This window comes from Streptomyces sp. NPDC058701, assembly GCF_042715295.1.
Taxonomy (GTDB): Bacteria; Actinomycetota; Actinomycetes; order Streptomycetales; family Streptomycetaceae; genus Streptomyces.
On record NZ_JBHXSY010000018.1, the window covers coordinates 29,888 to 55,377 of the forward strand.

Annotated in this window: 20 protein-coding genes; 3 read left to right on the forward strand and 17 right to left on the reverse strand. The window is 71.3% G+C overall.

Annotation, left to right across the window (positions count from 1 at the left end; translation table 11 throughout):
* The first annotated feature begins 576 nt into the window (after positions 1 to 576).
* Positions 577 to 4,059 carry a DNA-directed RNA polymerase subunit beta gene (rpoB, locus tag ACFWW8_RS20490; protein WP_386530385.1) on the forward strand — a complete coding sequence of 1,161 codons (3,483 nt, stop codon included), beginning with the start codon at positions 577 to 579 and terminating at the stop codon, positions 4,057 to 4,059.
* Between the two features lie 97 nt (positions 4,060 to 4,156).
* Positions 4,157 to 8,056 (forward strand): DNA-directed RNA polymerase subunit beta', encoded by a 3,900-nt coding sequence (locus ACFWW8_RS20495; protein WP_386530386.1) that lies wholly within the window; start codon positions 4,157 to 4,159, stop codon positions 8,054 to 8,056.
* Between the two features lie 115 nt (positions 8,057 to 8,171).
* Here ACFWW8_RS20495 and ACFWW8_RS20500 read toward each other — a convergent pair whose 3' ends face one another.
* The 15 genes from ACFWW8_RS20500 to ACFWW8_RS20570 form a co-directional block, all read right to left on the reverse strand.
* Positions 8,172 to 10,634: a YfhO family protein gene (locus ACFWW8_RS20500; protein WP_386530387.1), complete on the reverse strand. Its 2,463-nt coding sequence runs from the start codon at positions 10,632 to 10,634 to the stop codon at positions 8,172 to 8,174.
* 209 nt (positions 10,635 to 10,843) lie between these two features.
* Positions 10,844 to 11,095, reverse strand: coding sequence for a hypothetical protein (locus ACFWW8_RS20505; RefSeq protein WP_386530388.1), 252 nt, complete (start codon positions 11,093 to 11,095; stop codon positions 10,844 to 10,846).
* Positions 11,092 to 11,394 carry a hypothetical protein gene (locus ACFWW8_RS20510; protein WP_386530389.1) on the reverse strand — a complete coding sequence of 101 codons (303 nt, stop codon included), beginning with the start codon at positions 11,392 to 11,394 and terminating at the stop codon, positions 11,092 to 11,094. The genes ACFWW8_RS20505 and ACFWW8_RS20510 overlap by 4 nt, the downstream gene beginning before the upstream one ends.
* A 26-nt stretch (positions 11,395 to 11,420) precedes the next feature.
* Complete coding sequence (locus ACFWW8_RS20515; RefSeq protein ID WP_386530390.1) at positions 11,421 to 12,317, reverse strand: peptidoglycan-binding protein; 897 nt, start codon at positions 12,315 to 12,317, stop codon at positions 11,421 to 11,423.
* A 416-nt stretch (positions 12,318 to 12,733) separates the two neighbouring features.
* The gene (locus ACFWW8_RS20520) at positions 12,734 to 13,096 is read right to left on the reverse strand and encodes an ATP-binding protein (protein ID WP_386530391.1); all 363 of its coding nucleotides are present in this window, start codon (positions 13,094 to 13,096) and stop codon (positions 12,734 to 12,736) included.
* 32 nt (positions 13,097 to 13,128) lie between these two features.
* The gene (locus ACFWW8_RS20525) at positions 13,129 to 13,842 is read right to left on the reverse strand and encodes a hypothetical protein (protein WP_386530392.1); all 714 of its coding nucleotides are present in this window, start codon (positions 13,840 to 13,842) and stop codon (positions 13,129 to 13,131) included.
* On the reverse strand, positions 13,842 to 14,942 hold the full coding sequence (locus ACFWW8_RS20530) for a hypothetical protein (protein ID WP_386530393.1): 1,101 nt from the start codon (positions 14,940 to 14,942) through the stop codon (positions 13,842 to 13,844). Before ACFWW8_RS20530 ends, ACFWW8_RS20525 begins: the two co-directional genes overlap by 1 nt.
* Positions 14,939 to 16,033, reverse strand: coding sequence for a hypothetical protein (locus ACFWW8_RS20535; protein WP_386530394.1), 1,095 nt, complete (start codon positions 16,031 to 16,033; stop codon positions 14,939 to 14,941). The genes ACFWW8_RS20530 and ACFWW8_RS20535 overlap by 4 nt, the downstream gene beginning before the upstream one ends.
* Positions 16,034 to 16,085: 52 nt before the next feature.
* Positions 16,086 to 17,270, reverse strand: coding sequence for a hypothetical protein (locus ACFWW8_RS20540; RefSeq protein ID WP_386530395.1), 1,185 nt, complete (start codon positions 17,268 to 17,270; stop codon positions 16,086 to 16,088).
* 55 nt (positions 17,271 to 17,325) lie between these two features.
* Entirely contained in the window at positions 17,326 to 18,519 is a 1,194-nt protein-coding gene (locus tag ACFWW8_RS20545) for a hypothetical protein (protein ID WP_386530396.1), read from the reverse strand.
* Positions 18,520 to 18,598: 79 nt separating this feature from the next.
* Positions 18,599 to 19,510, reverse strand: a complete 912-nt coding sequence (locus ACFWW8_RS20550) for a phage distal tail protein (protein WP_386530397.1) — start codon at positions 19,508 to 19,510, stop codon at positions 18,599 to 18,601.
* 37 nt (positions 19,511 to 19,547) lie between these two features.
* Positions 19,548 to 20,828, reverse strand: a complete 1,281-nt coding sequence (locus tag ACFWW8_RS20555; RefSeq protein ID WP_386530398.1) for a tape-measure protein — start codon at positions 20,826 to 20,828, stop codon at positions 19,548 to 19,550.
* Positions 20,825 to 22,024: a phage tail protein gene (locus ACFWW8_RS20560; RefSeq protein WP_386530399.1), complete on the reverse strand. Its 1,200-nt coding sequence runs from the start codon at positions 22,022 to 22,024 to the stop codon at positions 20,825 to 20,827. The genes ACFWW8_RS20555 and ACFWW8_RS20560 overlap by 4 nt, the downstream gene beginning before the upstream one ends.
* A 36-nt stretch (positions 22,025 to 22,060) precedes the next feature.
* The gene (locus tag ACFWW8_RS20565) at positions 22,061 to 23,065 is read right to left on the reverse strand and encodes a hypothetical protein (RefSeq protein ID WP_386530400.1); all 1,005 of its coding nucleotides are present in this window, start codon (positions 23,063 to 23,065) and stop codon (positions 22,061 to 22,063) included.
* Positions 23,066 to 23,160: 95 nt separating this feature from the next.
* Positions 23,161 to 23,355 (reverse strand): hypothetical protein, encoded by a 195-nt coding sequence (locus tag ACFWW8_RS20570; protein ID WP_386530401.1) that lies wholly within the window; start codon positions 23,353 to 23,355, stop codon positions 23,161 to 23,163.
* A 294-nt stretch (positions 23,356 to 23,649) separates the two neighbouring features.
* Here ACFWW8_RS20570 and ACFWW8_RS20575 point away from each other — a divergent pair, with 294 nt between their 5' ends.
* A complete protein-coding gene (locus ACFWW8_RS20575; RefSeq protein WP_386530402.1) occupies positions 23,650 to 24,570 on the forward strand; it encodes a hypothetical protein in 921 nt (306 codons plus the stop codon).
* Positions 24,571 to 24,604: 34 nt separating this feature from the next.
* Here the strand turns inward: ACFWW8_RS20575 and ACFWW8_RS20580 are convergent, their stop codons facing one another.
* Together ACFWW8_RS20580 and ACFWW8_RS20585 are read right to left on the reverse strand one after the other, a co-directional pair.
* Positions 24,605 to 24,991, reverse strand: coding sequence for a hypothetical protein (locus ACFWW8_RS20580; RefSeq protein WP_386530464.1), 387 nt, complete (start codon positions 24,989 to 24,991; stop codon positions 24,605 to 24,607).
* A 47-nt stretch (positions 24,992 to 25,038) separates the two neighbouring features.
* Complete coding sequence (locus ACFWW8_RS20585) at positions 25,039 to 25,329, reverse strand: hypothetical protein (protein WP_386530403.1); 291 nt, start codon at positions 25,327 to 25,329, stop codon at positions 25,039 to 25,041.
* Between the last annotated feature and the right edge of the window lie 161 nt (positions 25,330 to 25,490).

The following is a 25,490-nucleotide window of genomic DNA, read 5'->3' on the forward strand; positions in this document are numbered from 1 at the left end:
CCTCTCCGAGGCTCCTGCGAAGGGCGATCACCCGTAAGGGTGGTCGCCCTTTGGCGTACCCGCAGTGCCTGACTTGCCCTGGTCTCGTTGGGGAGTAGGGTGATCATCGTTGCTCCGCGGCAGGGTCCGAAGATGATCCGCTCGGAGCAGGGGGCCTTGACGAACGGGACGCGGCGCGCAATTCTCAGACCCGTCGCCGACTCCGGCCCGCTCGGACAGTTCGATCCGGGATCCGAGGCATGGATCGACTACGAAGAGGGCAGTACTGATACGCGCTCTGTGTACGAGGTACGAGAGCCGAAGCGTTGGACGCAGGGTTTGATTGACGACATGGGGAAGGCCTGTTGCCGGTTTCCGGAAACCTGGTCTGGACATCAGTGAGCCAAGTGGCTACACTGACCCTTTGCGCTGCCTGTTAGCTGCCCCCTGCCCGTCGCCAGGGGCATACCCACGTTTGAGCACACCTGATTGATCGTCCTGACCTGGCCCTTCGGCCGGATCGGATAACGAAGGTCTTCTGTGTCAGCTGGGACCGGTACGCGCGTAGTGAGTCCGAGCCCTCGGAAGGACCCCCTCTTGGCCGCCTCGCGCAACGCCTCGACCAATACGAACAACGGTGCCAGCACCGCCCCGCTGCGCATCTCCTTTGCAAAGATCAAGGAGCCCCTCGAGGTTCCGAACCTCTTGGCGCTGCAGACCGAGAGCTTTGACTGGCTTCTCGGCAACGCTGCCTGGAAGTCTCGCGTCGAGTCGGCGCTTGAGAGTGGACAGGACGTCCCCACCAAGTCCGGTCTGGAAGAGATCTTCGAGGAGATCTCGCCGATCGAGGACTTCTCCGGGTCGATGTCGCTGACCTTCCGCGACCACCGTTTCGAGCCGGCGAAGAACTCTGTCGACGAGTGCAAGGACCGCGACTTCACGTACGCGGCGCCGCTGTTCGTCACAGCCGAGTTCACGAACAACGAGACCGGAGAGATCAAGTCTCAGACGGTCTTCATGGGCGATTTCCCGCTCATGACCAACAAGGGCACCTTCGTCATCAACGGCACCGAGCGTGTCGTCGTGTCGCAGCTTGTCCGCTCCCCCGGTGTCTACTTCGACTCCTCCATCGACAAGACGTCCGACAAGGACATCTTCGCCGCCAAGATCATCCCGTCCCGGGGTGCCTGGCTCGAGATGGAGATCGACAAGCGCGACATGGTCGGTGTCCGCATCGACCGCAAGCGCAAGCAGTCCGTCACCGTGCTCCTGAAGGCTCTCGGCTGGACCACCGAGCAGATCCTCGAGGAGTTCGGCGAGTACGAGTCCATGCGCGCCACCCTGGAGAAGGACCACACCCAGGGTCAGGACGACGCGCTGCTCGACATCTACCGCAAGCTGCGTCCGGGCGAACCGCCGACCCGCGAGGCCGCTCAGACGCTGCTCGAGAACCTCTACTTCAACCCGAAGCGCTACGACCTCGCCAAGGTCGGCCGCTACAAGGTGAACAAGAAGCTCGGCGCCGACGAGCCGCTGGACGCCGGCGTGCTCACCACCGACGACGTCATCGCAACGATCAAGTACCTGGTCAAGCTGCACGCCGGCGAGACCGAGACGACCGGCGAGTCCGGCCGTTCGATCGTGGTCGAGACCGATGACATCGACCACTTCGGCAACCGTCGTCTGCGCAACGTCGGCGAGCTCATCCAGAACCAGGTCCGCACGGGTCTGGCTCGTATGGAGCGCGTCGTCCGCGAGCGCATGACGACCCAGGACGTCGAGGCGATCACGCCGCAGACCCTGATCAACATCCGGCCGGTCGTCGCCTCCATCAAGGAGTTCTTCGGCACCAGCCAGCTGTCGCAGTTCATGGACCAGAACAACCCGCTGTCGGGTCTGACCCACAAGCGCCGCCTGTCGGCGCTGGGCCCCGGCGGTCTGTCCCGTGAGCGGGCCGGCTTCGAGGTCCGAGACGTCCACCCGTCGCACTACGGCCGCATGTGCCCGATCGAGACCCCCGAAGGCCCGAACATCGGTCTGATCGGCTCGCTCGCGTCCTACGGCCGCGTGAACGCGTTCGGCTTCGTCGAGACCCCGTACCGCAAGGTCATCGACGGTGTCGTCACGGACGACGTGGACTACCTGACCGCCGACGAGGAAGACCGCTTCGTCATCGCCCAGGCCAACGCCGGCCTGAACGACGAGATGCGCTTCACCGAGAACCGCGTACTGGTTCGCCGTCGTGGTGGCGAGATCGACTACATCGCCGGCGACGACGTCGACTACATGGACGTCTCCCCGCGCCAGATGGTGTCCGTCGCTACCGCGATGATCCCCTTCCTGGAGCACGACGACGCCAACCGCGCCCTCATGGGCGCGAACATGATGCGCCAGGCCGTTCCGCTCATCAAGGCGGAGGCGCCGCTCGTCGGCACCGGCATGGAGTACCGCTGTGCGGTCGACGCCGGTGACTCGATCCGTGCGGAGAAGGACGGTGTCGTCCAGGAGGTCTCGGCCGACTACGTCACCGTGGCGAACGACGACGGCACGTACACCACGTACCGCGTCGCGAAGTTCTCCCGCTCGAACCAGGGCACCTCGGTCAACCAGAAGGTCATCGTCAACGAGGGCGACCGGATCATCGAGTCCCAGGTCCTCGCCGACGGTCCCGCGACCGAAGAGGGCGAAATGGCCCTCGGCAAGAACCTGCTCGTCGCGTTCATGCCCTGGGAGGGTCACAACTACGAGGACGCGATCATCCTGTCGCAGCGCCTCGTACAGGACGACGTCCTCTCCTCGATCCACATCGAGGAGCACGAGGTCGACGCCCGTGACACCAAGCTGGGCCCCGAGGAGATCACCCGGGACATCCCGAACGTCTCCGAGGAGGTCCTCGCTGACCTCGACGAGCGCGGCATCATCCGCATCGGTGCGGACGTCGTCGCCGGCGACATCCTGGTCGGCAAGGTCACGCCCAAGGGCGAGACCGAGCTGACCCCGGAGGAGCGCCTGCTGCGCGCGATCTTCGGTGAGAAGGCCCGCGAGGTGCGCGACACCTCGCTCAAGGTGCCTCACGGTGAGATCGGCAAGGTCATCGGTGTCCGCGTCTTCGACCGCGAGGAGGGCGACGAGCTTCCCCCGGGCGTGAACCAGCTGGTCCGCGTCTACGTCGCCCAGAAGCGCAAGATCACCGACGGCGACAAGCTCGCCGGCCGCCACGGAAACAAGGGCGTCATCTCCAAGATCCTTCCGATCGAGGACATGCCCTTCCTGGAAGACGGCACGCCGGTCGACATCATCCTCAACCCGCTGGGTGTCCCGTCCCGAATGAACCCGGGACAGGTCCTGGAGATCCACCTCGGCTGGCTCGCCAGCCGCGGCTGGGACGTCTCCGGCCTGGCCGAGGACTGGGCCGAGCGTCTGAAGGCCATCGGTGCCGACAAGGTCGAGCCCGGTACCAACGTCGCCACCCCGGTGTTCGACGGCGCCCGTGAGGACGAGCTCGCCGGCCTCTTCGAGCACACCATCCCGAACCGCGACGGGGACCGCCTGGTCCTCCCGACCGGCAAGGCGCACCTGTTCGACGGCCGCTCCGGCGAGCCGTTCCCGGACCCGATCTCCATCGGGTACATGTACATCCTCAAGCTCCACCACCTGGTCGACGACAAGCTCCACGCTCGGTCGACCGGTCCGTACTCGATGATCACGCAGCAGCCGCTGGGTGGTAAGGCGCAGTTCGGTGGCCAGCGCTTCGGTGAGATGGAGGTGTGGGCGCTCGAGGCTTATGGCGCCGCTTACGCCCTCCAGGAGCTGCTGACCATCAAGTCCGACGACGTGACCGGCCGCGTGAAGGTCTACGAGGCGATCGTCAAGGGCGAGAACATCCCCGAGCCGGGCATTCCCGAGTCCTTCAAGGTGCTCATCAAGGAAATGCAGTCGCTCTGCCTCAACGTGGAGGTGCTGTCCTCGGACGGCATGTCCATCGAGATGCGCGACACCGACGAGGACGTCTTCCGCGCGGCGGAGGAGCTCGGTATCGACCTGTCCCGGCGTGAGCCGAGCAGCGTCGAAGAGGTCTGACGGGCCTGACGGGGGGCTCGCTCAAGAGCCCCCCGTCATCCCCGGGACCGTTCAGACCATGATTGAGACTCGACCCCGAAAGAGGGATTGACGCACAGTGCTCGACGTCAACTTCTTCGACGAGCTGCGGATCGGCCTTGCCACCGCGGACGACATCCGAACCTGGTCCCACGGCGAGGTCAAGAAGCCGGAGACCATCAACTACCGCACGCTCAAGCCCGAGAAGGACGGACTCTTCTGCGAGAAGATCTTCGGCCCGACCCGGGACTGGGAGTGCTACTGCGGCAAGTACAAGCGTGTCCGCTTCAAGGGCATCATCTGTGAGCGCTGTGGCGTCGAAGTCACGCGCGCCAAGGTGCGCCGCGAGCGGATGGGCCACATCGAGCTCGCCGCTCCCGTCACCCACATCTGGTACTTCAAGGGCGTCCCGTCGCGCCTGGGCTACCTGCTGGACCTCGCGCCGAAGGACCTCGAGAAGGTCATCTACTTCGCCGCGTACATGATCACGTTCGTGGACGACGAGCGCCGCACCCGCGACCTCCCGTCGCTGGAGGCCCACGTCTCCGTCGAGCGCCAGCAGATCGAGAACCGCCGTGACGCGGACCTCGAAGGCCGTGCCAAGAAGCTCGAGACCGACCTGGCCGAGCTCGAGGCCGAGGGCGCGAAGGCCGACGTGCGCCGCAAGGTGCGCGAAGGCGCCGAGCGCGAGATGAAGCAGCTCCGTGACCGCGCCCAGCGCGAGATCGACCGCCTCGACGAGGTGTGGGCCCGCTTCAAGAACCTCAAGGTCCAGGACCTGGAGGGCGACGAGCTCCTGTACCGCGAGCTGCGTGACCGCTTCGGCACGTACTTCGACGGCTGCATGGGCGCCGCCGCGCTGCAGAAGCGCCTGGAGTCCTTCGACCTCGAGGAGGAGGCCGAGCGCCTCCGCGAGATCATCCGTACCGGCAAGGGCCAGAAGAAGACCCGTGCGCTCAAGCGCCTCAAGGTCGTCTCCGCGTTCCTGCAGACCAGCAACAAGCCCAAGGGCATGGTTCTGGACTGCGTGCCGGTGATCCCGCCGGACCTGCGTCCGATGGTGCAGCTGGACGGTGGCCGCTTCGCGACCTCCGACCTGAACGACCTGTACCGCCGCGTGATCAACCGCAACAACCGCCTGAAGCGCCTTCTCGACCTCGGTGCCCCCGAGATCATCGTGAACAACGAGAAGCGCATGCTCCAGGAGGCCGTGGACGCCCTCTTCGACAACGGTCGTCGTGGTCGTCCGGTGACCGGTCCCGGCAACCGTCCGCTGAAGTCCCTGAGCGACATGCTCAAGGGCAAGCAGGGTCGATTCCGCCAGAACCTCCTCGGCAAGCGCGTGGACTACTCCGCGCGTTCCGTGATCGTCGTCGGCCCGCAGCTGAAGCTGCACCAGTGCGGCCTGCCCAAGGCCATGGCGCTGGAGCTCTTCAAGCCGTTCGTGATGAAGCGCCTGGTGGACCTGAACCACGCGCAGAACATCAAGTCGGCGAAGCGCATGGTCGAGCGCGGCCGCACGGTCGTCTACGACGTGCTCGAAGAGGTCATCGCCGAGCACCCGGTCCTCCTGAACCGTGCGCCCACGCTGCACCGCCTCGGCATCCAGGCCTTCGAGCCCCAGCTGGTCGAAGGCAAGGCCATCCAGATCCACCCGCTCGTCTGCACCGCGTTCAACGCGGACTTCGACGGTGACCAGATGGCCGTGCACCTCCCGCTCTCCGCGGAGGCGCAGGCCGAGGCCCGCATCCTGATGCTGTCCTCGAACAACATCCTGAAGCCGGCCGACGGCCGTCCGGTCACGATGCCGACCCAGGACATGGTCCTCGGTCTGTTCTTCCTGACCACCGACGGCGAGCTCCGTGACGTCAAGGGCGAGGGCCGTGCGTTCGGCTCGACCGCCGAGGCGACCATGGCGTTCGACAACGGCGAGCTGGCGCTCCAGTCGGCCGTGGACATCCGCTTCCCGGTGGGCACCATCCCGCCGCGCGGCTGGGCGCACCCGGTCGCCGAAGAGGGCGAGCAGGAGTTCCAGCCGGGCGACAGCTTCCGGCTGCGCACCACCCTGGGCCGCGCGCTCTTCAACGAGCTGCTGCCCGAGGACTACCCGTTCGTCGACTACTCGGTGGGCAAGAAGCAGCTCTCCGAGATCGTCAACGACCTGGCGGAGCGCTACCCCAAGGTCATCGTGGCGGCGACGCTCGACAACCTGAAGGCGGCCGGCTTCCACTGGGCGACCCGTTCGGGCGTCACCGTGGCCATCTCCGATGTCGTCGTGCCCGAGGCCAAGAAGGCCATCGTCAAGGGCTACGAGGACCTGGACGAGAAGGTCCAGAAGCAGTACGAGCGCGGTCTGATCACCAAGGACGAGCGCACGCAGGAGCTCATCGCGATCTGGACCAAGGCGACCAACGAGGTTGCCGAGGCGATGAACGCGAACTTCCCCAAGACGAACCCCATCTTCATGATGGTTGACTCGGGTGCCCGAGGAAACATGATGCAGATGCGACAGATCGCCGGTATGCGTGGTCTGGTGTCGAACGCGAAGAACGAGACCATCCCGCGTCCGATCAAGGCGTCCTTCCGTGAGGGCCTCACCGTTCTGGAGTACTTCATCTCCACGCACGGTGCCCGTAAGGGTCTGGCGGACACCGCCCTGCGTACCGCCGACTCGGGTTACCTGACCCGTCGTCTGGTGGACGTCTCGCAGGACGTGATCATCCGCGAGGAGGACTGCGGCACCGAGCGCGGCCTGAAGCTGAAGATCGCCGTTCGCGGCGAGGACGGCGTGCTGCGCAAGGCCGACGACGTCGAGACCTCGATCTACGCCCGCATGCTGGCCGAGGACGTCGTCATCGACGGCAAGGTCATCGCGCCGGCCAACGTCGACCTCGGTGACGTGCTCATCGACGCCCTGGTCGCCAACGGCGTCGAGGAGGTCAAGACCCGCTCGGTCCTGACCTGTGAGTCCGCGGTCGGCACCTGTGCCTTCTGCTACGGACGCTCGCTCGCCACCGGCAAGCTGGTCGACATCGGTGAGGCGGTCGGCATCATCGCCGCCCAGTCCATCGGTGAGCCCGGTACCCAGCTGACGATGCGTACCTTCCACACCGGTGGTGTGGCCGGTGACGACATCACGCAGGGTCTGCCGCGTGTCGTCGAGCTCTTCGAGGCCCGTACCCCGAAGGGTGTCGCCCCGATCTCCGAGGCCGCCGGCCGCGTGCGGATCGAGGAGACCGAGAAGACGAAGAAGATCGTCATCACGCCCGACGACGGCAGCGAGGAGACGGCGTTCCCGATCTCCAAGCGCGCCAAGGTCGTCGTGCACGAGGGCGACCACGTCGAGGTGGGCCAGAAGCTCACCGCGGGTGCCACCAACCCGCACGACGTGCTGCGCATCCTCGGTCAGCGTGCCGTCCAGGTCCACCTGGTCGGCGAAGTCCAGAAGGTCTACAACTCGCAGGGCGTGTCGATCCACGACAAGCACATCGAGATCATCATCCGGCAGATGCTGCGCCGCGTGACGATCATCGAGTCCGGCGACGCGGAGCTCCTGCCGGGCGAGCTGGTCGAGCGGTCGAAGTTCGAGACCGAGAACCGTCGTGTGGTCACCGAGGGCGGTCACCCCGCCTCCGGTCGTCCGCAGCTGATGGGTATCACCAAGGCCTCGCTCGCGACCGAGTCGTGGCTGTCGGCGGCGTCCTTCCAGGAGACGACCAGGGTTCTGACGGACGCGGCGATCAACGCCAAGTCCGACTCCCTGATCGGCCTCAAGGAGAACGTCATCATCGGTAAGCTCATCCCGGCCGGTACGGGCCTCGCCCGTTACCGCAACATCCGGGTGGAGCCCACCGAGGAGGCCAAGGCCGCGATGTACTCGGCCGTCGGCTACGACGACATCGACTACTCGCCCTTCGGCACCGGCTCCGGCCAGGCCGTCCCGCTGGAGGACTACGACTACGGCCCGTACAACGGCTGAGAGTCAGCGAGCGCGTAACGCGTGAGGGAAGCCCCCCGTACTCCGTGAGGAGTGCGGGGGGCTTCCTCGTGCCCGGGGCCCGGTGTCCCGGCCGTGTCCGCGGCGGGGTTCGGGTTCAGACGCGGCGGCGGCCGGCCAGCGCGGTCGAGGTGAGGATGAGGGCGGCGAGGGCGGCGCCGGCCAGGCCGGGCAGGAGGCCCCGCGGGGTGAAGGTGCAGGAGACCTCGGCCGCGCCCGTGGGGAGGTCCACCGCGAGCAGGCCGTGGAACGGCTTCAGGGGGGCCGAGCAGCGCCAGCCGGGTACGGCCGTGGTGGCGACGACGGCCGTGCCCCGGGCTCCCCGGGGGAGGGTCGCCCGGAGGGTGTGGCCCGCGGCCTCGACCCGGGTGGCGCCGGTGGCGGTCAGGGCGGCCACGGCCCCGTCGAGCGCCCGGCGGTCCAGGCAGCCGACGGGGTGGGGGCCCGCCGTGGCCCCCCGGGTGCGGGTGCGCACGGTGGCGTCGACGCGGCCCGACGCGGGCACCGGGCCGAGCGGGACGACGCCCGTCGCGCGGTACTTCAGCGGCGTGCGGGCGCCGCCGGCGGTGAGGGTTCCGTACAGGGCGGGGGAGTACCAGTAGGCCTCGGAGCCCGGGGTGCAGCGGGCGGCGTACGTCTGCACGGCGGCGCTGCCGCCGCGGGCGGCCCGGGGGACCTCGTACACCGTGGCGCCGAGGACCTCCTCCTGGCGGGCGTAGACGCTGCCCGCGGGGTGGGGCGAGGCGTAGCGGGCCGACCGCACGGTGACCAGGGGCGGGGCCGGGAACGTGCGGGCGGTCCAGGTGCCGGGGGTGTCCCCGGGGCGGACCCGGGCGCCGATCGAGAAGATCGCGTCGAGCACGGGGTTGTCGGTGCCGAAGAAGGTGCGGCCGTCGTTCTTGTAGCCGTAGCCGAGGGGTTCGAGGGCCCGGAAGGTGGCCGCGGGCAGGTAGCTGCTGTAGTACTGCGGCCCTTCGGCGCGCAGGGCGAGCGCGTCGTTGTACGAGGTCTGCGGCGCGCCGGAGTCGGTGCGGTGGGCCGGCCAGCCCTCCGCGTCCCGGACGGCCTCGAAGTGCCGGTCGATCGGCCGGCCCGCGGTGGCGGCCGGCTTGGCCCAGCGCTCGCGGGCGCGGCGGGCGTCGGCGTTGACTGCGGCGAGGGTGGACTCGGCGAACACGACGCCGACCATCAGCGCGGCGGCCGCGGGGATCAGGAACCGGCGCTTCTCGCCGAGCCGCAGCAGGACCAGGGCCAGCAGAGAGAGGGCGCCGCCGCCGAGGACGGCGGGCAGGGTCCAGCCGCCGAAGTCGGGGGTGTGGCGGAGCGCGACCGCGGCCCCCGCGAGCAGGGCTGCGGAGAGGGCCAGGTGGAGCGGGCGCGGGCGGTGGGCCAGCGCCAGCCAGGCGAGGACGACCACCATGCCGCTGAAGACGAAGGCCTCGCGGTACGGGTTGCCGTTCGGCACCGCCAGTCCGTGCCACGCGTACTGGGTCGGCGGGAACTGGAAGGAGGCGGCCACCAGGACCAGCGCCGCCGCCCACACCAGGCGGGTCCGCCCCCGGATCGCGGGGTTGAGGACGAAGGAGCCGGCGAGGACCAGGCCGAGGGAGGCGACGTACAGCCTTGGGCTGCCGCCCCACAGGTGGGTGGCCGGGAGCATCCCGGTGAGGAAGACGTCGAGCCCGACCGGGTCGAAGGCGGCGGCCCGGGTGGGCTGCGCCGCGCCGCTCGACAGGAACGACGGCAGGAGCAGGGGGAGAGTGAGCAGGATCCCGGTCGCGGCGGCCGTCGCGGCCCGGCCCACGGCGCGCAGCCGCTGCGCGCCGGTCAGGTCCTGGGTGGCCAGGCGGACGGCCAGCAGGACGCCGGCGGCCATCGTGGCCATCATCGCGGTGTAGAAGTTGCCGTACCAGGCGAGCGCGACGAGCAGGGCCGCGCCGGTCCGGCGGCGCCCCTCCAGGCACCACTCCACGGCGATGCCGAGCAGCGGGAGCGCGACCAGGCCCCACAGCCACATGGGGATGTACGAGGCGTCGCTGAGGGCCCAGCCGCACAGGCCGTAGCAGGCGCCGAGGACGCCGCGCTGCCACCACGGGCCCGGCTGCAGCCGGCCGAGGTAGACGGCCATCAGCGCGGCGGCGGTGCCCGTCGTCAGCGGGGTGAGCGCGAAGACGGCGAGGTCGACGTGGTCGCGCGGGACGAGGACGGCGAGCCACGAGAACGGGTTGCCGAGGTAGGTGTGGTAGTCGGACAGGAACTGCTGCCCGAAGCCGCCGCGCCAGGTGAAGAGCACGTCGCCGGCGGCGTGTCCGTGGGCCAGGTCCCACAGCGCCCGGTGGAAGGGGACGTACTGGTTGGCCTGGTCGTTGACGGCCCGCCCGGTTCCCCCGAAAGGGTGGGTGCCGCGGGCCGCCCAGGCGGCGCAGACCGCGCCCGAGGTGACGAGGAAGGCGAGCAGGGGACCGTACGGATGGTGCGTGCGGGACGGGGCGCGGGGGGCCGGACCGGGGCGGAAGAGGGCGTCTTCGACGCTGGTCGGCTCCTGTGTGGCGGTCCCCAAGGTCCTGCTCCCTGCTCGGTCGACGCTCGCGCACTGCGCGGGGGCGATGCGCAGCTTAGGGCGCCGTCGGGTCCGTGAGGGTCCGTGCCGTTCCGTGCCGGTCTGCGCCGCGGGGCCCCCGGGGCCGGTGGTGCCGGGCCGCGCCGGGCGGTCGTGGGACCGCCCGGCGCGGTGTCGGCGGGGTGGGCCGGTCCTGCCGGGGCGGCGGTCTACCGGGCCGCCGCCCAGGCGGTGATGACGACCGCCGCGACCGCGGCCAGCGCGGTCAGGCTGGCCAGGGGCCAGCGGGAGTGTTCCAGGGAGTCGAGGCGGGACTCGTGGTCGGCGAGCTGCCGGTCCGTCTGGTCGCTGCGCTGCACCAGCAGGGCGAGGGAGCCGTCGACCCTGGCGAAGCCGGCCTCCATCGTCCCGCGCAGGCGCTCCAGTTCCACCGCCACGGACAGCGGGTCGGGTTCCGTCATGCGCGGTCGCCCTCCTCGCTCCGGTGGCGCTCGCCCGGTCGCTCGGTGCGGGCGGCGAGAGCGAGGAGCTCGCGGTCGCGGTCGTACGGCCACTCCGTACGGAGCCAGCCGGGCAGGACGGCCTGGACGCCCGGCAGGGCCATCACGCGGGTGAGGGCGCCGGCCGCCGCGAGGGCCCCGGCGACCCAGGGGAGGGTCGCCGGGAGGCCGGACGCGTCGATGACGGCGGGCAGCAGGACGGCCAGGGCGACGGCCGTCTGGACAAGGGTGCGCAGGGTGCGTTTCGACGCGTCGGACATGGTGGACCTTCTCTCTCGGGGGGCGTTCAGTTGGCGGGGACCTTGAGGGCGTCCCAGGAGGCGCGGCCCGGCCAGCCGTCGGCGTCGGCGCCGCGGAAGCCGAGCTTGCGCTGCCACGTGGCGTAGGAGCGGCGGTCGGCCTCCGACCACTGCGGGCCGGGGCCGAGGGAGTAGGCGGAGCAGCCTTCCGCGACCAGGCGGCGGCCCATGGCGGTGACGACCGGGGAGGAGGGGGAGCCCCGGAAGAAGGCGGCGCCGGGGAACGGGGCGTAGCGGGTGCCGTTGCCGGAGCCGCCAGAGCCGCCCGACGGCGGGGTGGGGCGGGTGGGGGTGGCGGAGAGGCGGGCGGCGATCCGGGCGCGCAGCGACTCCATGGTGAAACCGCGCGGGTCCACCTTGGAGCCGGTCCACTCCTTGTGGCCGATGACGGAGGCGGCCTGCCAGCCGTGGGCGCGGCACAGGGCCGCGGCGGCGCGCTCGATGGCGTCGAGCTGTGCCTCCGGCCAGGGGTCGCGGCCGTCACCGAGGTTGACGCACTCGAAGCCGTAGAAGCGGGCGTTGCCGTCGGTGTCGTTGCGGCGGGGCGCGGACAGGGCCGACTCGGCGACGACGGCGTCCAGTACGTCGCCGTCGCCGAGTCCGGCGTGGTTGGTGCGGCCGTGGCCGATCAGGTGGACGGTGCCGGCCTTGTCGATGACCCCGTGGCAGAGCGGGCCGGGCAGCTCGGTGTAGCCGTTGCGGCACAGGGCGACGCTGGAGGCGCTGCCGGTGCTGACGGTGTGGTGGATCATGATGCCGTTGACCGGGCCCCAGGCGCCCCTGTGGTTGCGGTTGTGGGTGCGCCACCCGGGGTGTTCGACGACGTCGGCCCCCTCGGCGCGGAGTGCTTCCAGCAGGGTCTGGGCGGGCAGGGGTGCGGGCATGGTGGGCTCCTTCGGGCATGCGGACGTTCCGCGTGGGGGCGTGGGGCGGGGCCGGTGCTGGTGTCCGCTGCGCCGGGCCGGTGCTGGTGCCCGCTGCGCGGGGCCGCCGGCCGCGGCCCGGACCCCCGCCTCGAAGGCCGGCGGGGCTGGGAACGGGCCCGGGCGGCGGTTGGTGGGGGCGGGGCCGCGCTTCAGCTGCGGGGCGGGGCCGGAGGGGCGCGGGCCTGTGGCCTGCCGGCCGGCCGGGGATCGCAGGTGTGCCGGGCTCCGGGCGGTGTCTCCGCTGCGCGGGGCCGCCGGGCGCCGCCCGGACCCGCGCCTCGAACGCCGGCGGGGCCGGGAACGCGGCGCCGGGGCGGCGCCTCAGACGCCGGCGGGGCGGTGGATGCGCCGGGGCGGCGGGGCCGGCGGGTGGGTTACGGGGCGGTGGGCCAGGTGGCGCACAGGGTGCGGTAGGCCGTGGCGCGGTGGGCGAAATCGGTGAGGGACGCGGCCACCGCCGCGGCCACCGCGGTGGGGTCGGGCGTCACCGGGCCGTCGGCCGGGGGCTCCAGGACGACCTGGCCGGAGCCGCGCAGCTGCGCCCCGAGGTCGCCGCTCTCGGCGAACTGGGCGGTGACGTACACGGCCGGGTAGCCGTTGACCGGGTCCGGTTCCTGGCTGCTGCCCAGTCCGGCGTCGTAGACGCGTACGTGGATGGTGTGGCCGGCCTCGCTGACGGTGGCGCGGCCCGCGTAGTCGATGGCGGTGCCCCAGGGCTGGGTCGGGTCGATGTCCATGGGCGGGTCGGGTCCTCTCGGGGCGGGGCGGGTCAGCTCTGGGTGCCGTACATCATCAGTGGCTGGGCGAACACGGCTCCGGTGCCGCCGGTGACCATGGCTTGGATCTCCACCTTCACCAGGCTGCCGAAGCGGGTGGCGAGGTCCTCGACGACCGGCGCGGTACGGTCGAAGGCGGCCGGCGTGGTGACCGGGTCGCCCCACTGGACGCCGTCGACGAGGACCCGGACCTGGCCGGTGACCCCGGCGGCGGCCGCGGTGAGGAAGTTGAGCCGCATCCGGGGCTGCCACAGCGGATTGAAGGAGCGGGCGACGGTGGTCCAGGCGGCGCTCGTGGTCTGGGGCCAGCGAGCGGTGGAGGTGTCCTGCGGAGGCAGCATCGCCAGCCAGGGGCGGGCCAGGCCGCCCTTGACGACGTCGTCGGAGAACAGCTCGTGCGCGTAGGCGTCGAAGACGCGGAACGCCTGGTCGTAATCGCCGGCGGTGACGTTGCGGACGCTCAGGGCGGTCTTGCCGCTCTGCCGCTTGATCTCCATGCCGTACTCGGTCGCCGACCAGAAGCCCGCACCGAGGATCTTGGTGCCGCCGGGTTCGATCACCGACAGCGAGCCGCCGTCGGTGATCCGCACCTCCCCGCCGGAGACGCTGTTGAGCGCCGGGCGGGTGTTGACGGCCGTGGACAGTTGCTGGATGCGGCGTTCCATCGCGGTCAGCCGATCGATGATGTCCTCGGGGAGCTGGGGCATCAGACCTCCTCCAGGTAGAGCTCGGCGGTGTCCGGGCGGCCCCGCTCCGGCGGGGTGACCTTGGCGCCGATGATCCGGTAGCGGGCGTCGAGGCCCTCGGGGCACCACTCGTCGGTGATGCGGATCCGGGCGGTGCGGCCGAGCAGTGCCGGCGGTACCACGCCACCGAGGCGGATGGTGATCGCCGGGATGACCACGGCGCCCCGGGCCCGGGCCAGCTCGGCCGCGGCCAGCGAGGTGAGCACGGCCTTGTCCCCGACCGTGTTGTGGTCCGAGGACAGGTCGATCCGGGGCCAGCCGCCGGCGATCAGGTCCTCGGCGACCAGCTCGTCCGAGTACACCGGGCGCGATTCCTCGGCCTGGTTGGCGTTGACGGAGGCGCCGCGGGCCCGGGCGGTGGTTCCGCCCCGCGTCGCGTCGCGGGGGAAGGAGTACGAGAGGATCGCGCCCGGCCGGTCCAGTACGAGGTCGGTGACGCCGGTGTGGATGCGGGGGCTGCCCAGCCGCAACTGGCGGGTCCGGGTACCGGTGACCGGATCGCGGAAGACCGAGATCTGGTGCTCGAAGCCGTTCTCCGCCGCGGCCAGGCCCTCGATCGCCTCGGAGTAGAGGACCTCGTCGCCGTCCCGCCAGGACGCGGTCTGCAGCCGGCCGGAGCTCTCGGTGCCGTAGGTGACGCCGATGTCGCCGCCCTCCGCGCGCTGCAGCTGCCGCCAGAGTTCACGGGCGAGCTCCAGCTGGTCGGTCGCCGGGAACGACACGGTGTCGCGGATGCGGCGCCGGGCGGCGTACGAGTCGAAGGTCGCCGCCTGCAGGCTCAGCGAGAGCACGCCGCGCCCGTCGCTCTGCAGGGTGCTGGTCCAGATGATCCCGCCCCACCACAGGTCGCCGCCGCGTTCCAGGTAGACCGCGGTGCGGCCCTCCTCGATGCGGGCGACCCGCGCGGCGATGGCACTGTCCGGGATCGGGACGGTGCCGGACAGCGCGCCCGGCTTGCCGATGAAGTCGTCGATGGAGACGTCCCGCAGCGGCAGGATGTCGATGGTCCGGTCGGTGCGCACGTCGCAGAAGATCGCGCGGTACGGCGTGTGGGTGCTCACTTGGCGGCCTCGTAGGTGCCGGAGCCGCTGATGCTGTGCGTGGCGGCCCAGGTCCACGGGGTGACGGAGTCGGCGAGCCCGGAGTAGAGGACGTTCTCCCCGCTGGGCATGCCGGAGGAGACCTCCAGCTCGAAGAAGGACGTGGAGGTGAGCCGCATCCGGGCCACGGCCCGTTCCCTGACGGCGGCGCTCAGCTCGGCGAAGCCGACGCAGCGGGTCGTCCACGCCGCTTTGACCGGGAGGGTGAAGCGCCAGTTGTCGGGGGTGGAGGCGCCGGCCCCGAAGTTGGTGGACGCGCCGAAGGTGATCGAGTAGGTGAAGTGCACGGTCGGGCCCTGCTGGATGTAGCGGGCGGTGACGGACGCGTCCCCGAAGGACGGGAGGCCCACGCCGGTCGCCGTCGTCCACACCGGGGTCCAGTCCTGCCAGACGGGCCTGGCCGGGTACGGCAGCCAGGCCGATCCGTCCCAGCGCTCCAAGCCGCCGGGGACGTCCCGGTACTGGCCCGGGTACGCGCCGAACGCCGTGTCGGTGGTGACGGGCAGGATGCCGCCGACGGCGACCGTGGCCGACCGCAGGCCGACGAGCGCCGTGTTCCAGTTGATGCCGCCCGCGCCCGCGCTGGTGCCGGCCGGGACGGTGACCGTGTACAGCGGGAGGGACAGCGCCGGGGCCGCCGGGGCGGCCGGGGTCGCGGCCGGGGTGCCCCGGATGACCTCGACGGCGGCCTCGGCGCGGCCGGATGCGTCGTACTCGTTGTCGTAGACGCGCAGGACCACGAGGTCGATGCGGCCGTACACGCCGTGGCCGTCGGCGAAGGTCAGCGCGGTGCTCTGGGTGAGCGCGACCGGGTAGGCGCCCTGGCTGTCGGTGCCCTGGACGATGGCCCGGCCGGGGTAGACGGTCGCGCCCATCGCGGTGGTGCCGGCCATCGTGAAACCGGAGATCCGCAGCTTGCCGTCGGACGAGCCGGGCAGGATGCCGGACCGGCTGGCCACCGGGGACACGGGGGTGAAGGCACCGAGCGGGGCGACGCGGGTGTCGGAACGGGTCTGGCCGGTCACGGCGAGCCAGGCGGATCGGAGGTTCACGGATTTCTCCTTCTGTGGTTCTTCTCGGGACGGACCGGGGTGGCTCGGGGCCTCAGAACAGCGGGTCGACGCGCAGGAAGATGCTGTCGAACCAGGTCCGCGCGGTCGCCTGGGAGCCGCGGTGCATCACGGTCGCCGTGTACGGGGCGTCGCCGTTCAGCGACGACAGCCGCAGGACGGTGGACACCGAGTTGGCGAACGCCCCGGAGGCGACGGCGGCCCGCTCGTCGTCGGGCTCCCAGACGACGGTCGAGCCCTGGGTGATGCGCACGGAGGTGTACGCGTACGCGCCCGGGGTGTCGGCGGTCCAGGCGCGGGCGCCCAAGGTGAGCAGCGCCGCGCCCGACACGGGACCGGTGAAGGCCAGCGTCAGCGCGGTGACGCCGGTGTCCTGGAGCGCCGAGGTGTAGGTGGCGGAGGTGAGGAACCCGGCGTCGCGGGACTCGGCGAACAGCGGCGCGGGGAAGGCGGACAGCCAGGAGCTGCCGTTCCAGCGCTGGAGGACCCGCTGGGGGGTGTCGCGGTACTGGCCCGCGTAACTGGCCGTCGTCAGGGTGCCCTTGGGGGCGATGCCGCCCAGGGCGGACGGGTAGGGCACCCAGGCGACGCCGTCCCAGCGCTGGAGGGACGCGCCGGCGTCCTGGTACTGGCCCGGGTAGGCGCCGTTGCCCGTATCGCCGACGACGGGCAGGATGCCGCCGATCCCCACGGTGGTGCTGCGCAGGTCCGTCAGCCCCGAGCCCCACGGGATGCCGCCCTTGCCGGCGCTGGCGCCGGCCGGGACGGTCACGTGGTAGAGGGGCAGCGAGAGCGGAGGCGTCGCGGGCGCGGCCGGGGCGGCGGCCGGGGTGCCCTGGACGATCTCGACGACGGCCTCGTACTTGCCGGAGGTGTCGTACGAGCTGTCGTACACGCGCAGCACGACGAGGTCGACGCGGCCCGCCTGCGCGTCGCCGTCGGCGAAGGTGAGGACGACGGTCTCGGGCAGCGTCACCGGGTAGACGCCCTGGCCGCTCATGCCCTGGATGACGGCGCGGCCCTCGTGGAGGGTGGCGGCCATGGCCGCGGTGCCCTCCAGCCAGAAGCCGGAGAGGCGGTACTGGCCGTCGTACGAGCCGGGCAGGATGCCCGAACGGGCCTGGAGGGGGTTGACCGGGGTGGTCGCACCGATCTGGGTGAGCCGGGTGTCCTCGCGGGTCTGGCCCGTCTGGGCCACCCAGCTGGAGCGCAGGTTCATGCGGTAACTCCGTTCGTTGACAGGGGCGTCGGGCCGCGGCGGGGGTGGCGGACCGTCAGGACTTGAGCCACTCGGCGGACAGGTTGCAGGCGTAACCGGAGCCGCCGAGGGTGCGCACGGCCACCCCGCTGTTCTGGTGGGCGTGCAGCTGCAGGACCTGTCCCGCGGTCAGCTTCAGGAGCGCGTCGCCGCCGACCGAGGTGGCGCCGGGACCGGCCCCCTGGAGCCAGGTGGCCCGGGGGACGCCGGCGCCGGAGACGACCAGCCGGGCGCCGCGGGAGCCGGTGGTGGAGTCGGCGTTCCACACGACCTGCCCGTTCACCCGCCACCAGCCGGAGCGGGGCACGGTGTAGCCGGTGCCGTTCCAGCCGCCGGCGTCGTCCACGTCGGTGCCCTGCAGGCTGACCGCGGTCCAGGAGCTGGTGCTGGAGGAGGGCACCGACTGCATGGCGGTCTGTGAGGCGCTGAACAGGAGGGTGGAACGGCCTTCCGCGTACTGCCAGCCGGCGCCGTCCCAGCGCTGGAGCGTGCCGCCCGGCCCGTCCCGGTACTGGCCGGGGTACGTGCCGGTCGACAGTCGGCCCGGCCCGGCGATGCCGCCCACCTCCACCGGGTACGAGACCCAGGTGGCGCCGTCCCAGCGCTGGAAGCGGCCGCCGGCGTCCCGGTACTGGCCCGTGTAGGCGCCCTTGAAGCCGTCGGCGGGGACGATCCCGCCGAGGGCCACCGTCGGGTACTTCAGGCTGGTGACGGCGGTGGCCCAGGCGATGCCCCCGTTGCCGGCCGAGGTGCCCGCCGGGACCCGGACGGTGTAGAGCTGCAGGGCCCTGCCGGCGGGACTGGGCGGGGCGACCGGCACGGCCGCCGGGGTGCCCTTGACCAGGCGAAGCACGGCCTCGGTCTTTCCCGTGCCGTCGTACGCGTCGTCCAGTACGGCCAGCTCGATCAGGTCGATCCGCTCCAGCTGGGGATCGCCGTCGGCCAGGGTGAGGTTCTCCGGCGCGGTGACGGCCACCGGGTACGCGCCCTGCTGGGAGTCGCCCTGGATGATGGCGCGGCCGGTTCCGATGGCGCACTGCATGGCGGATGCCGGGGTCAGCGTGAAGCCGCCGGGGACGATGCCCCCGCGGGCCCTGAGGGGGATGTCGGCGTCGCTCTGGCCGTTGGGGGTGACGAGGGCGGACAGCGCGATGCGGGTGTCCTCGCGGGTCTGGCCGGTCGGCGTGAGCCAGGCTGCTCGTACGGTCATGATCGGTCCTCCGGATCTGCGGGTCGGGTGCGGAGCGTGCGGTGCGCGGCGCGGAGGCAGGGGCGGCGGCGCGGGCGGGTCACCATTCCGCGCTGCGCCAGGTGACCGACATCTCGGCCCCGGCCTGGGCGCTGTCCGGTCGGAAGGACAGCTCGGCCAGGCCCGCCTCGAAGGTGAAGAGCTCCTCGGGACTGCTGTCCGGGGTGGCCGTGTGGCGGCGGGAGGCGGTGCCGTTGAGCGTGACCGTGCCGGCCGCGGTGTCCACGACGAGCTCGTCGCCGGCGGTGAGGTCGATGGCGTACCGCAGCCGGCGGCGGCTGACCCGCTCGGTCACCGACGGGGTGCCGCACGGCCCGCGGAAGGTGATCACGGGATGGGTGGGCGCGGAGCCGGTGTTGTCGGCGCCCGAGTCGCCGGTCTTGGCGGCCTGGCCCCAGTTGAGCGGCCACACCAGCGGCCAGGTCAGGCCGCTCTCCGGCTCCGGCGCCGGGACGACGGCGCTCTGTTCGCCGGTCAGGTAGCGGCGCGGGTCCGTGGCTGTCCACTGGACGGCGGCCTTGCCGGCGCCCTGGGTGGCGTACACCCGGTCGGTGGGCAGGACCCGCTGGCTGACCCGGGCGCGCACGGCGAGGGTCTCGCCGTGCAGGCGCACGGCCAGCCAGCGCTCCACGTCGCCGAGGGCGAGGGCCCGGCGCAGGGCCCGTACGGTCTCCAGCGAGGCGCCGGCCTCCGGGAGCAGCCAGATGGTGCCGCCCACCTTGCGGGGCTTGGCGTAGCGGGCGCCGGGCCAGGCGCCGTGGCCGGTGGGGCGCTCGGCGTCGGAGGAGTCGTACTCCGGCAGGTCCTCCCAGCCGGTCAGCCCGGACTTCTCGATCGTGTAGGGGGTTCCGGGGCCGAACAGCATTCCGGCCCACTGCATCTGCCCGTCCTGGGTGATGAGTGAGCCGGGTGCGTGGTCGGTGGTCTCGGCGGTCGTGGTGGTCTCGGCCATGGCGGCCGTCACCTCGCTCTCGGTGGTGGGGCGTGGTTCACGCGTGGGCGGCGGCGAGGAAGAGCAGGTCCTCGGCGGTCGAGCGGGGTCCTGCGCCGGCGGGTTCCCGGTACTCGGCGATGCGATGGGGGCCCTGGCGCGGGGACGGCGCGGACGCGGGCACGACACGGCGGCGGTCGAGGTCGGAGACCGGGTGGATGACCGGGGCCCGGCCCTGTGAGGTGGGCCAGACGACGCCGCCTTCGGCGAGCATCGGGATCTTGTCGAGGTCGACGCCGAACTTCTTCCCGAGGAGCTCGAAGCTGAGGTCCTCCAGGCCGTCGATGATCCAGTTGGCGAACGCGATGATGCCGTTGAACGGGCCGGTGACGGCGGCGAGGACGGCCTGGGCGCCCGTGGACACCATGCGGCCGATGCCCCCGAGGGCACTGGAGAGGGCGGTGCGGACGCGGGCGAAGGCCCCGGGGAGCGTGCCGGTCAGGAAGCTGATCACCGGGCGGATCGGGGCCATGATCGCGTTGAACGCGCCGGAGGCGATCCCGCGCAGGGCGCTGGTGGCCGAGCGCGCGGAACCGCCGGTCCCGGAGAAGCCGTTGACGGCTCCGCGCAGTCCGCCGACCACCGACGAGATGACCGCGAAGTACCCCGTGAAGTACGTGGTCACGATCGTGGCGACGGCGGTCAGCACCGGAATGAGGAACTTCAGATAGCCCTCGAAGACCTGGAGGACGACGGTGAAGGTCTGCTCGATGAACTTCTGCCCGGTCTCGGAGTTCATGGCGAGCTCGATGAGCCAGGCGCCGAGCGGGATCAGGATGCCGAGGACGAAGCCGAGCGGGTTGGCCCGCATGGCCACGTTGATGGCGGTCATGACGACCGCGCCCACGGTCATGGCGATGCCGAACGTGCTCATGAGCGTGGAGACGATCCCGATGGCCGGCAGCAGCCCGGCGACGAGGGCGAGTACGCCGCTGGTCTTCCCGCCCGCCTTCCGGAGCGACGCCACGGCCCCGCGGGCTCCGGAGTCCACGCGCTTGGTGCCGGTGGAGGCGCGGGTGGCGGAGCGGGCGACCTTGACCGCGGCGGACGCTGCGGCGGTGGCCCGGGTCTTCAGCGTCGACAGGACCTTGCCGGCCGGGGAGGCCGCCGACGCGAGCCCCGTCGCGTCGGTGGCGGCCTTCTTCGCCGTCGAGCCGATCTGCTTCAGCGACGAGGTGACCTGGCGGGCGTTCCGGGTGGCCGCCACGGCGTGGGTACGGACACCGTTCATCGACCTCGTGAGCCGGCCGAAGGGGTTCGCGACGACGGCCGCACTCATCCTCGCGCCTTGGCCAGGTACATGAGCGCGTCGGCGGTGCGCTGCGGGTCGGTGTTCTGGGCGGCGTAGTAGTGCTCGATGTGCAGGGCGGAGCCCTCACCGGAGCCCCGGGCGGCGGAGGTCATCCGGGCGCGGGCGGCCGTACGGGTGAGCAGGCGGTCGAGCTTGGACAGCGGCAGGACCGCTTCGGCCTCACCGGCCTCGGCGAGGATCGCCGGGACTCCGCCGCTGCGCGGCATGACCACACCGCCGGTGGCGAGCATCGGGATGTTCGGCAGGCTGACGCCGAAGCTCTTGCCGCCGACGAAGGGGACCCAGCCGGGGACGCTGACGCGGATGCGGTTGATCCGCCCGATCATCGAGTTGATCAGGCCGATGACCGAGTTGATGGGGGATCGGACCGCTCCGAGGATGGCCCCGAAGGCGTTGGAGGCGATGCCGCGGAGCCCGTTCCAGGCGTTGGACATGGCGTTCTTGACGGAGTTGAAGGCGTTCGGGACGGCCGACTTGATCCAGTTGACCACCGGCATGATGACGGCCTTGATGCCGTTCCACACGCTGCTGATGACCGAGCGGACGGCGTTCATCACGGTGCTGATCGCGGAGCGGATGCCGTTGAAGGCGCTCTTCACCGCGTTGCCGATGGCCCGGACGATCGGCATGACGGCGTTCTTGACGCTGTTCCACACCGACTTGATGAGGTTGCCGGCGCTCCGGATGATCGGGCCGATGACCCTGATCACCGTGGAGATCACGGACCGGATCGCGTTGAACGCGGTCCGGATCACGGTCTGCATGGTCTTCGAGCGCATCGCCATTTCGACGATCTTCTCGATGAGCGGCATGAACAGTTCGAGCAGCCGGGCGAGGAAGTTGCCCCGCATGGACTTGTTGAGCTTGTCCTGGCCCGAGGCGGCCCGGTCGGCGCCGGCCTTGAACCGGCCGAGCTGGGTGCCGGCCCGCTGACCGGTCTGCCCGGCCTTGGACATGGCGCGTTCGGCCTGGTCGGCGGCTGTCTTGAGGCTCTTGAGCTGCCCGGTGGAGCCCTGGGCGTTCGTACGGAGCGTCTTGAGCTGGCCGGAAGCGCCGCGACTGGCGTCGCCGACCCGCTTGACGGGGGCCGCGGCGCCGGACGCCTGCGTCTTGAGGTTGCGCAGGGCGTCCGAGGCGCGCTTGGTGGAACTCGCGAGAGACATGGTGGTTACACCTCCTTTGTGGGTGGGGGTTGCGGATCAGGCGCCGAGGTTGCCTGCCGTGGCCGCGGCGGCCGCGCTGACACCCCGCAGTGCGGGACCCAGGGGAGTGAGGGATCCGGTGAGGCGACGGGCGGCTTTGTCGAGGCTGTTGGCGGCCCCGGCGGCAGAGCGCATGTCGCCCGACTTGGGGATGTTCTCGGGCTTGAGGTTCCTGATGACGACCTTGAGGCGCAGCAGGGCCTGGGTCGCGGCCCTCACGTCATCGATCTTCAGCCGACCGATCGCCAGCCTCAGCCTGTCGAGGGAGTCGGCCGTCTTCTTCAGGGCCGAGTGGTTCGTGGGGAGCCTCTTGGGATCGAAGTTCCGCAGGGCGAGCTTGAGCTGCTTGATGGCTTCGGCGGCTTCCCGGACCAGGGTGTTGTTCTGGGCTTCCACGGCCTCGTTGAGCTTGCCGATGGCCTTCGCCCGGGCGGTCAGCTCCTTGGCGCGGGGCAGCCGCCGCACATCGTCGACGAAGCTCTTCAGGAGCGGATTCGTAGCGACGAGGGCATCGCGCAGCGCATTCACCTGCGCTGGGGTCAGCCCTTGGCCGGCGCCGACCCCGCCGGTGAAGAAGGTCGGGAGCTTGCTGACGATGAAGGCGCCGAGGCGCATCAGGAGGCCGGCGGAGACCAGGGTGACGATGATCCCGGCGGCGGCGAAGGCGAAGTACTGCCACCACGCCGAGTTGCCTTCGAGGTACTTCTTCCACGCGGCGGCAAGGGTGTCCAGGCGTGCCTGCTGCAGCAACTCGACCGACTTGGGGTTCACGACCTCGCCGTGGATCGCCTTGATCTCGGCGGCCATGGGGGCCAGAAGGGCGGCCAAGGTGATGTTCGTGACCAGGTTGTGGACGCCCATGTCCACGAGGACGGGCGGCGGCTTCAGCATGTAGGCCCTGAAGTCGTCGACGAGCTTCTTCGATTCCTTCTCGACGTCTGCCGGTTTGGTGTCTTTGGGGAGAGGTAGGACCCGCGAGGGGTTCTCGTCTGGGATTGCCATGTGTGTCTTCCTCCGCTTCCGGCCGGTCGGGCCGGCGCCAAGAAGCCCCCGCCGGTCGAACATTGGCGGGGGCTCGGTCGTAGGAAGGGCAGGGGCTACTGCGCGGGGCGCCGCGACTCGGCGAGGGCGTCGTTCCAGCCGGATATGTACGCGCGCGTCTCACGGCTGGTGATCTCGGCGTGCAGGCTGCCGAGGAGCGCCCTCTTGTCGAGGGGGGCGGGTCCGTCCAAGAGCTGGCAGAGGCGGTCGTGGAGCGTGAACTGCGGTGATCCCTCAGCCTGCTGGGTCATGGACGCCTGCCTTCCAGTTGCTTGCCCTTGCTGTGTGGTGGCGCCGCGGACGAGGAGCGGGGGCACCTGTTGATCGAACGGGTGTACGAATCGAGTTTGGAACATCCGTTCGTCGTTTGTCGAGCTCGATAGCCCTTATGGCGCGTCCGGGCGCGTCGTCCGAGGGGCTGGTTGAGGCCGGAACAGGGGGTTTCCGGGCGACCGGGTACGCTGGAACCCTGTTCCCCGGCCCGGGAAAACGCGGGTCACGTGGGGCGTGAGGGGAGCCTGGGGGTGGGAAGGCAGTGCTGACGCATGAACAGGGACACCGGGGCCAAGGCGCGTGAGCAAGCCGTCGACTGGCTTGAAATAGCCGCAGACCTGCCTCATCTGTTCGCCAGACTGTCCGAGCTCGTTCACGGAGCGGGCTACGCGCCCGAGGACATCGTTCTGATACCCCGCTCCGAGCTCGACCGCCGCGAGACCGCCGCCTTCACCGCCGGCTGGGCCGAGGCCATGGCCGAGGACCTGCCCCGCCTGCGGCGCGAGTACGAGAAGCGGATCGCCGAGGCGTACGCCGCCGGTAACTCCGGCCGCCGGAGCGGGCCGAGGGGCCCGGGTCACGGACAGGGCGCCGAGGTGATCCGGCTGCCGTTCGCCGCGCTGGTCGAGCCGCCCGCTCCGGTGCGCGAGGTCGAGGAGCGCATGCGCCGGGCCCAGGCCCTCCTCGGCAGGCAGTCGGAGACCGGCCACGCCCAGGCCGCCGAAGACGACGAACAGGCCGCCGGCAGGCCGCACCGGCATGACGGTCCGGACGCGACCGAGGAGCTCGTGGGGGGCGAGGAGCTGCCTGCGGACTCCACGGACTCCACGGAGTCCGGCGGGACGGGCGGGCAGGAACCGCCGGACGAGTCCGGCGGCGAGGGCGGGGCCGGCGGGTCCGGCGACGCGGGCGCCGCGCGCGCGAGCGGGGACGCGCCGCTCCTCGCCCAGCAGGTCCGCGAGAAGCGGACGCCGCCGACCAGCCGTAAGGTCGTACGCCGCAAGGGGCGGCCCATCGTGCCTCCGCTGGAAGCGGTCCCCGCACAGTCCCGCCCGCACGGGCAGTCCGCGGAGCCCCGGGCGGCCGGCGAGCCCGGGCGGCGGAACCTGACGTCCCGGGCCCGCGCGCTCGCGGACGACATGGAGACGAAGGCGGGCGGAACCAGGCCCGTGGCCCCGGAGGGCAGCCGCTGACGCGGCGCCCGCCGGGGCATGGTGTGCGGGGAGCTCAGCCGAAGAACCGGACGAGCTGCTGCGGTGAGGGACCCGGTGCGGCGGCTGCCGACGGGTCGGCGTCGGCGTCCGCGGCGTCCGCGTCCGGCCCGTCGGCGCCCGAGTCGGGTGTGCCGTTCGGCCGGGGCACCGGTTCGGGTGCCTCCAGCGGCTCGGCGTCCTCCTCGGAGTTGACCGAGGCGAACATCCAGTTCGCCGCCGCGAGATGGTCCACCGTCGCCGCCAGCAGGTGGTCGGTCACCGACCAGTCGGCGGCCTCGCCGAACAGCTCGCGGTTGACGGAGCTCTCCCGCGGCAGGTGCTTGACCAGGACGTGGAGCCGGCGCGAGGAGAGCTCCCCGCGGTGCCAGTCCAGCAGGTCCTTGCCGTAGTAGCGGAGCAGGTCCGCTTCGAGGGCCTCGGCGTGTTCGTCGACGAACTCGGCGAGGCTCAGCCTTCCCCCAGGCCGAGTCCCGTCTCCTTGCCGTAGGCCTCCAGGATCGCGGCGATGTCCTGCATCGTGATGTCGTGCCGCTCGAACTCCGTGAACTGCTTCTCGCCCAGAAGGAGCCGGAGCAGACCGTCCACGTCGTTGTCGTCGAGCTTGCGCAGCCCCTTGGCGGCGGAGCGGGAGAGCTCGGTGGGGAGGGTGTAGGTCGCGCCGTCCAGCTCGAAGGACCAGGTACGGCCGAGGGCCTCCTGGCGCTGGGCGCGGGCCGCGTTGACGTCGAAGCCTGCCATGGTGATGCGTCTCCTCAGGGTGAGTGGGTTCGAGAAGGGGGGAGGGGCGGGGGGGGGGGCGGCCGCCCCCCCCCCCCGCGGGGGGGGAGAAAGCGGCGGGAGCCCCGGCCGAAAAATCTAAACAATCACCACCCCGGACGTGGGCCCCCCCCACCGCGGGG